Origin of the sequence: uncultured Pseudokineococcus sp. (assembly GCF_947495735.1) — a bacterium.
GTDB lineage: Bacteria > Actinomycetota > Actinomycetes > Actinomycetales > Quadrisphaeraceae > Pseudokineococcus.
Genome location: NZ_CANMAA010000003.1, coordinates 456,889 through 462,888, shown reverse-complemented (window position 1 = coordinate 462,888; position 6,000 = coordinate 456,889). Strand labels below are relative to the sequence as shown.

5 protein-coding genes are annotated in these 6,000 nt (G+C 75.3%); 3 read left to right on the top strand and 2 right to left on the bottom strand.

Annotated elements, in window-relative coordinates; genetic code table 11:
- The first annotated feature begins 166 nt into the window (after positions 1-166).
- Entirely contained in the window at positions 167-1,324 is a 1,158-nt protein-coding gene (locus tag Q0848_RS07395; RefSeq protein ID WP_299036440.1) for a Gfo/Idh/MocA family protein, read from the top strand.
- 58 nt (positions 1,325-1,382) lie between these two features.
- Here Q0848_RS07395 and Q0848_RS07390 read toward each other — a convergent pair whose 3' ends face one another.
- Positions 1,383-2,423 (bottom strand): LacI family DNA-binding transcriptional regulator, encoded by a 1,041-nt coding sequence (locus Q0848_RS07390; RefSeq protein WP_299036439.1) that lies wholly within the window; start codon positions 2,421-2,423, stop codon positions 1,383-1,385.
- 286 nt (positions 2,424-2,709) lie between these two features.
- Between Q0848_RS07390 and Q0848_RS07385 the strand changes: the two genes are divergently transcribed.
- Together Q0848_RS07385 and Q0848_RS07380 are read left to right on the top strand one after the other, a co-directional pair.
- Entirely contained in the window at positions 2,710-3,903 is a 1,194-nt protein-coding gene (locus Q0848_RS07385) for a Gfo/Idh/MocA family protein (protein ID WP_299036438.1), read from the top strand.
- Positions 3,903-5,012 carry a Gfo/Idh/MocA family protein gene (locus tag Q0848_RS07380; RefSeq protein ID WP_299036437.1) on the top strand — a complete coding sequence of 370 codons (1,110 nt, stop codon included), beginning with the start codon at positions 3,903-3,905 and terminating at the stop codon, positions 5,010-5,012. The genes Q0848_RS07385 and Q0848_RS07380 overlap by 1 nt, the downstream gene beginning before the upstream one ends.
- A 39-nt stretch (positions 5,013-5,051) precedes the next feature.
- On the opposite strand, the gene Q0848_RS07375 is transcribed toward Q0848_RS07380, so the two are convergent.
- Complete coding sequence (locus Q0848_RS07375) at positions 5,052-5,915, bottom strand: SDR family oxidoreductase (protein WP_299036436.1); 864 nt, start codon at positions 5,913-5,915, stop codon at positions 5,052-5,054.
- Positions 5,916-6,000: the final 85 nt, after the last annotated feature.

Genomic DNA, 6,000 nt, shown 5'->3' with positions numbered 1-6,000 from the left:
CCGCCACAGCGCACTCGGAGGGCTCCCGCCCGTCAGCCGCCTGTCACCAACGTGATGGCCGGGTACAGCTAGAGCGCTCCTCGGTGCCGTCCCCTCGACCGGGACGCCCGCACCGGGGACCGCGGCGCGTACGGTGCCCGCCCAGTCGTCGAGGAGGAGGCTCCCCATGCCCACCGAGCTCCCGCCAGCCGGTCGCGAGCCCCTGGCCCCGGACGCGCCCCTTCGTCTCGGGGTGGTCGGCAGCGGCTTCCGGGCCGGGCTCCTCCTCGACCTCGCCAGGCGCCTGCCGGAGCGGTTCGCGGTGGTCGGAGTGGTCTCCCGGTCCGCGCAGCGCCGGGACGAGGTGGCCTCGCGATGGGGCGTGCCGGCCTTCGCGGGCATCGGCGACCTCGTCGGCGAGCGTCCCGACGTCGTGGTCACCGCCCTGCCCTGGGACGTCAACGTCCGTGCGGTGGAGGACCTGGTGGAGCGGGGCGTGCCCGTCCTCTCCGAGACGCCACCGGCCCCCGACGCCGCGGGTCTGCGCGAGCTGTGGTCGCGCGTCGGGGAGAGCGGGCTCGTGCAGGTCGCGGAGCAGTACCCCCTGCAGCCCATGAACGCCGCCCGCACCGCGGTCCTGCGCGCCGGCTCCCTCGGTGACGTGACGTCCGCGCAGGTCTCGATGACCCAGCTCTACCACGCCGTCTCGCTGCTGCGAGGGGCTCTGGGCGCCGGGTGCGCGCCGACCGAGGTGCGTGCCGTCAGCACCGAGTCCCTCCTGGCCGACCCGCTCTCCCGCGCGGGGTGGGCGGAGCGGGTGGAGCTGCGACCGCTGCGCACGACCGTCGCCACCATCGACTTCGGGACGGGCACGGGGCTCTACGACTTCACCGAGACCCAGACGCGCAACCCCCTGCGGTCCACGCGGGTCGTCGTGCGCGCCACGCGCGGCGAGGTGGTGGACGAGCGCGTGGTCCGGGTGCTCGGGCCGGCGACGGTCGTGGAGTCGAGCCTCGTGCGCCGGCAGACCGGGGCGCACCGGGACTTCGAGGTGCTGGACCTGGACCACATCGCCTTCGACGGCGAGGTCGTCTACCGCAACCCGTACCGCGGGGCGCGGCTGTCCGACGAGGAGATCGCCGTGGCGTCCCTGCTCGACGCCACCGGGACCTGGGCCCGTGGGCGGGGCGCCCCTCCGTACCCGCTGGCCGAGGCCTGCCAGGACCACCTGGTGGGCCTGGCGATCACCGAGGCCGCGGAGTCCGGGCTGCCCGTGCGCACGGACGTCGAGGCGTGGGCGCGGCGCGGGGACCGGTCGAGAGGCCCGTCGGCCTCGCAGACCTGACGTCGGCGCGGCGCCGGCCCAGGGCGCGCCGAGCGCCACCACCGCCGTCCGCCCACCGCTACGAGCGCGGTGGGCCCGACGTCCCGTCCGGCGCGCGGTCGTCCCGGGTGCTGACCGGGGCGGCGGTCGACTCCCGCCAGACGATCCGGTTGAGCGGGGTAGGGTCGAGGGGAGGCGCCTCGCCGGCCAGCGCCGCGAGGAGGCGCCGCATCGCTCGTCGGCCCAGCTCCCGCCGATCACCGGCGACGGTCGTCAGCGAGGGCGACAGGTAGGCGCCCACCTCGTAGTCGTCCCACCCGGTGACGCTGACGTCGCCCGGGACCGACCACCCGCGCTCCGCCGCGCCGCGCATGACGCCGACCGCGATGAGGTCGTTGGCCGCGATGACCGCCAGCGGCGGGGCGTCGTCGGCGAGCGCGCGGACCGCCTCGACCCCGGCCTCGCCGGTCCACTCGCCGCCGGCCACGCCGAGGGACTCGAGGCCGCGCTGCTCGAGCGCGGCCAGGTAGGCCCGCTCGCGCCCCCGCGCGGAGGCGTAGTCCGCCGAGCCGGCGACGTGCAGGAAGCGCCGGTGCCCCAGCGCCGCCAGCCGGTCGACGAGCGCCGTCACGGGGGACGCGTCGGCCAGGTCGCCGGCGGCGTGCATCTCCTCGTCGAAGTCCGCGGTCGCCACCACCGGGATGCCTTCGGGCGTGCTCAGCTCGCCGGTCGGGTGCACGGGCGCGAAGGCCACGATCCCCTCGTACTGCCCGGACCTGGCGAGCTCGAGCAGCTGCTCGGTCCGCTCTGCGGGGGAGCCGTCGACGCCGTGCACCTCCATGGTGTAGCCGCCGGCCCTCGCCACGGAGGCCGCCCCGGTGAGCATCTCGACCGGGTCGGAGGTCGGGATGCCCATCACCACGGCCAGCCGTCCGGTGCGCCGGGTGCGCATCGAGCGCGCGGCCAGGTCGGGCGTGTACCCGAGCTCCTCGGCGGCGCGGAGCACCCGTGCGCGCGTCTCCGCCGAGATCGAGCCCTTCCCCGTGAGCACGTACGACACGGTGGACTGGGCGACGCCCGCCAGACGTGCGACGTCCCGGCTGGTGGCTCGGTGCGGCATGGCGCGCGTCCTCCGGGGCAGCGCTGCGGGGCGGCTGCGGTCGAGCGGGTGGCGGTGCCGTCGTCCTTGACACCGCCTGGGTGACCCGGGGAGGCTACGCGGGCGCAGCACCGATACGTATCAGTCCTGCGACGAGGGGCTCCCGCCCCGCGTCTCCGCAGCCCTCGCCGAGGAGGTGCTCGTCGAGCACGGCCCTGCGACGACGCCGAGGGGCCGCCGGCGCACCTCCGCCTCGTCGCCGCGCCGACCAGTCGAGAGCCCCTCGACGCCGCAGAGGAGACCACCCGTGATCAGAGTCGCCGTCATCGGGGCCGGCAACATCTCGCCGTCCCACCTGCGTGCCTACCAGAGCTTCGCGGACCGCTGCTCCGTCGTCGCCCTCGTCGACGCCGTCCCGGAGCGGGCGGAGTCGCGACGTCGCGAGCTCGGCCTCGAGCAGGCCGCGGTGCACGCCACGCACGAGGAGCTGCTGGCGCAGGAGGAGGTGGACCTGGCCAGCGTGTGCACGCCGCCGGCGACCCACGAGCGGATCAGCGTCGACCTGCTCGAGGCAGGGGTCCACGTCCTCTGCGAGAAGCCCATGGCGCCGTCGCTGGCCGCGTGCGACGCCATCCTGCGCGCCGAGGAGAGGGGCGGGGCGATGTTCTCGTCGGTGGCGCAGAACCGCTTCCGCGACGACGTGGTGCGGCTGAAGGCCCTCGTCGACTCAGGGCTCGCCGGGCCGGTGTCCCGGGTCCAGGTGGACTCGGCCTGGTGGCGGGGCCTGAGCTACTACGACCTGTCGTGGCGCGGCACCTGGGAGCAGGAGGGCGGCGGCTGCACCCTCAACCACGCCGTGCACCACGTCGACCTGCTGCTGTGGCTGCTGGGTGCGCCGCAGTCGGTGACGGCCGTGATGACGAACGCCGCGCACGAGAACGCCGAGGTCGAGGACCTCTCGGTCGCCGTCCTCGCCTACGAGCGCGCGCTGGCGACCGTGACGAGCTCCGTGGTCGACCACGGCGAGCGCCAGGAGGTCGTGGTGCAGGGCCGGGAGGCGAGCGTCAGCCTGGGCGGTGAGGTCCTCGCCTCCGTCGCCCAGCCCAACGGCTTCCCCGCCCCCGGCGGCGGCGCCGACCTGGTGGAGCGGCTGCGCGCGCTGGCCGACTCCCACGAACCGCTGGCGCACACCGGGCACGAGGGGCAGGTCGAGGACGTCCTGACCGCGATCGAGACCGGGCGTCGCCCCGCCGTCGACGGGCACGACGGGCGCCGGACGATCGAGCTCATCACGGCGATCTACCAGGCGGGCATCGAGCGCCGCGGCGTCGACCTGCCGCTGGCCGCCGACGACCCGTACGCCCTGCCCGGGACGCTGGTCGAGCGCGCGCCCCGGTTCTTCACCAAGTCCGCCTCCGTCGCGGAGCTCGCCGGGAGCATCAGCGTCCCCGGCGCCGCGGCCGGCAGCGGCAGCCCCGACCACGAGGAGGAGATGCTCTGATGAGCGCGTCAGACGGCGGGACCTACGCACCGGCCCCGCTCCCGGACCCCGTCGTCGAGGACGGCGAGTTCGTCTTCGCCGCGATCGGTCTCGACCACGGGCACGTCTACGGCATGTGCGAGGGGCTCACGGGTGCCGGGGCCACGCTCAAGTGGGTGCACGACCCGGACCCCGACAAGATCGCCCGCTTCCGCGAGCGCTTCCCCGACGTGCGGGTCGCGCGCAGCGAGGAGGAGGTCCTCGACGACCCCGAGGTCCAGCTCGTCGCCGGGGCGGCGGTCACCAGCGAGCGGTGCGCCCTCGGCCTCCGGGTGATGGAGGCGGGCAAGGACTACTTCACCGACAAGGCCCCGCTGACCACGCTCGAGCAGCTCGCCGCCGCCCGGGAGGCGGTCGCGCGGACCGGCCGCAAGTACGCCGTCTACTACTCGGAGCGCGTCCACGTCGAGACGGCCGTCTTCGCGGGGCAGCTCATCGACCAGGGGGCGATCGGGCGGGTCCTGCAGGTCGTCGGCTTCGGCCCCCACCGGCTCAACGCCCCGAGCAGGCCGGCGTGGTTCTTCGAGAAGGCCAGGTACGGCGGCATCCTGACCGACATCGGCAGCCACAACGTCGACCAGATCCTGCACTACACCGGTGCCACCGACGCCGAGGTGGTGAACAGCCAGATCGCGAACTACGCGCATCCCGACCACCCCGAGCTGGACGACTTCGGCGACGCCAACCTGGTCACGAGCACCGGCGCCACCGGCTACTTCCGCTGCGACTGGTTCACCCCCGACGGGCTGCAGACCTGGGGCGACGGGCGCACGTTCATCCTCGGCACCGAGGGGTTCATCGAGCAGCGCAAGTACATGAACCTCGGCACCCAGGACGGGCCGGGCCACCTGTTCCTCGCCAACGGCCAGCAGGAGACGCACTTCCGGCTCTTCGGCGAGGTGGGCTACCCCTTCTTCGGCCAGCTCGTGCTCGACTGCCTCCGGCGCACCGAGGACGCGATGACCCAGGAGCACGCCTTCAAGGCCGTCGAGCTGGCCCTGCAGGCGCAGGCCGGCGCACGGGACCTGACCCCCGAGCGCTCAGCGCGGAGGTCGGGCTCGGCGGGCTGAACCCGGCGGCGCGCCCTCCGCGCCGGCTCGGCGCTCGGCTCAGGCGGCGGCGAGCGGGCGCAGGCCCTCGACGAGCGGCGTGCTCGGGCGGCCGGCGAGGCGGGAGAGGTCGCCCGTCGTGACGTCGAGCGCTCCGGCGGCGATGCTGCCGTCGAGGGCGACGACGAAGCCGGCGGTGCCCTCGTCCAGGCCCGCCTCCTGCAGCGCCGCCGTCTGCTCCTCGGGCGACGGGCGCTGGTAGGCGACCTCGCGGCCCAGGACCTCGCCCATGGCGGCGGCCAGCTCGTCGTAGGTCCACGCGACGTCGCCGCCGAGCTCGTAGGTGCGGCCGACGTGCTCGGTCGGGTCGGCGAGGACGGCGGCCGTCGCGGCGGCGTAGTCGCGCCGGGTGGCGCTGGCGACCCGGCCGTCGCCGGCGCCGGCGGCCAGCACGCCGGTCTCGCGGGCGCGCTGCAGGTCCTGCGCGTAGTTCTCCGTGTACCAGTTGTTGCGCAGGACGACGACGGGCAGGCCGCTGGCGCGCAGCGCCGCCTCGGTCTCGGCGTGGTCGGGCGCGAGCACGAGCGGGGTGTCGTCGGCGCGGGTCGCAGAGGTGTAGACGAGCGCGCCGACCTGCGCGCGCGTGGCGGCGCCGATGACCGCGCGGTGCTGGTCCACGCGGGCGCCGGGCACCGAGCCGGAGACCAGGAGCACCGTGTCGCCGGGCTGGAGCGCGGCGTCCAGCGTGGTGACGTCGTCGTGGTCGACGACCGCGGTGCGCACGCCGCGCGCGGCGAGGTCCTCGAGGCGCTCGACGCGGCGGCCGGTGGCGAGCAAATGGTCAGCGGGGACCCCGCGGTCGAGCAGCTCCTCGACGACGAGGTGGCCGAGGTGGCCCGTGGCTCCGGTGACGACGATCGACATGGTGCGCTCCGCTCCCGCGCCGACGGTCGGCGCCCAGGGTCGCTCGAGCGCTCGAGGAGCGTGGCTTCTTCCCGCGGCCGTGGTC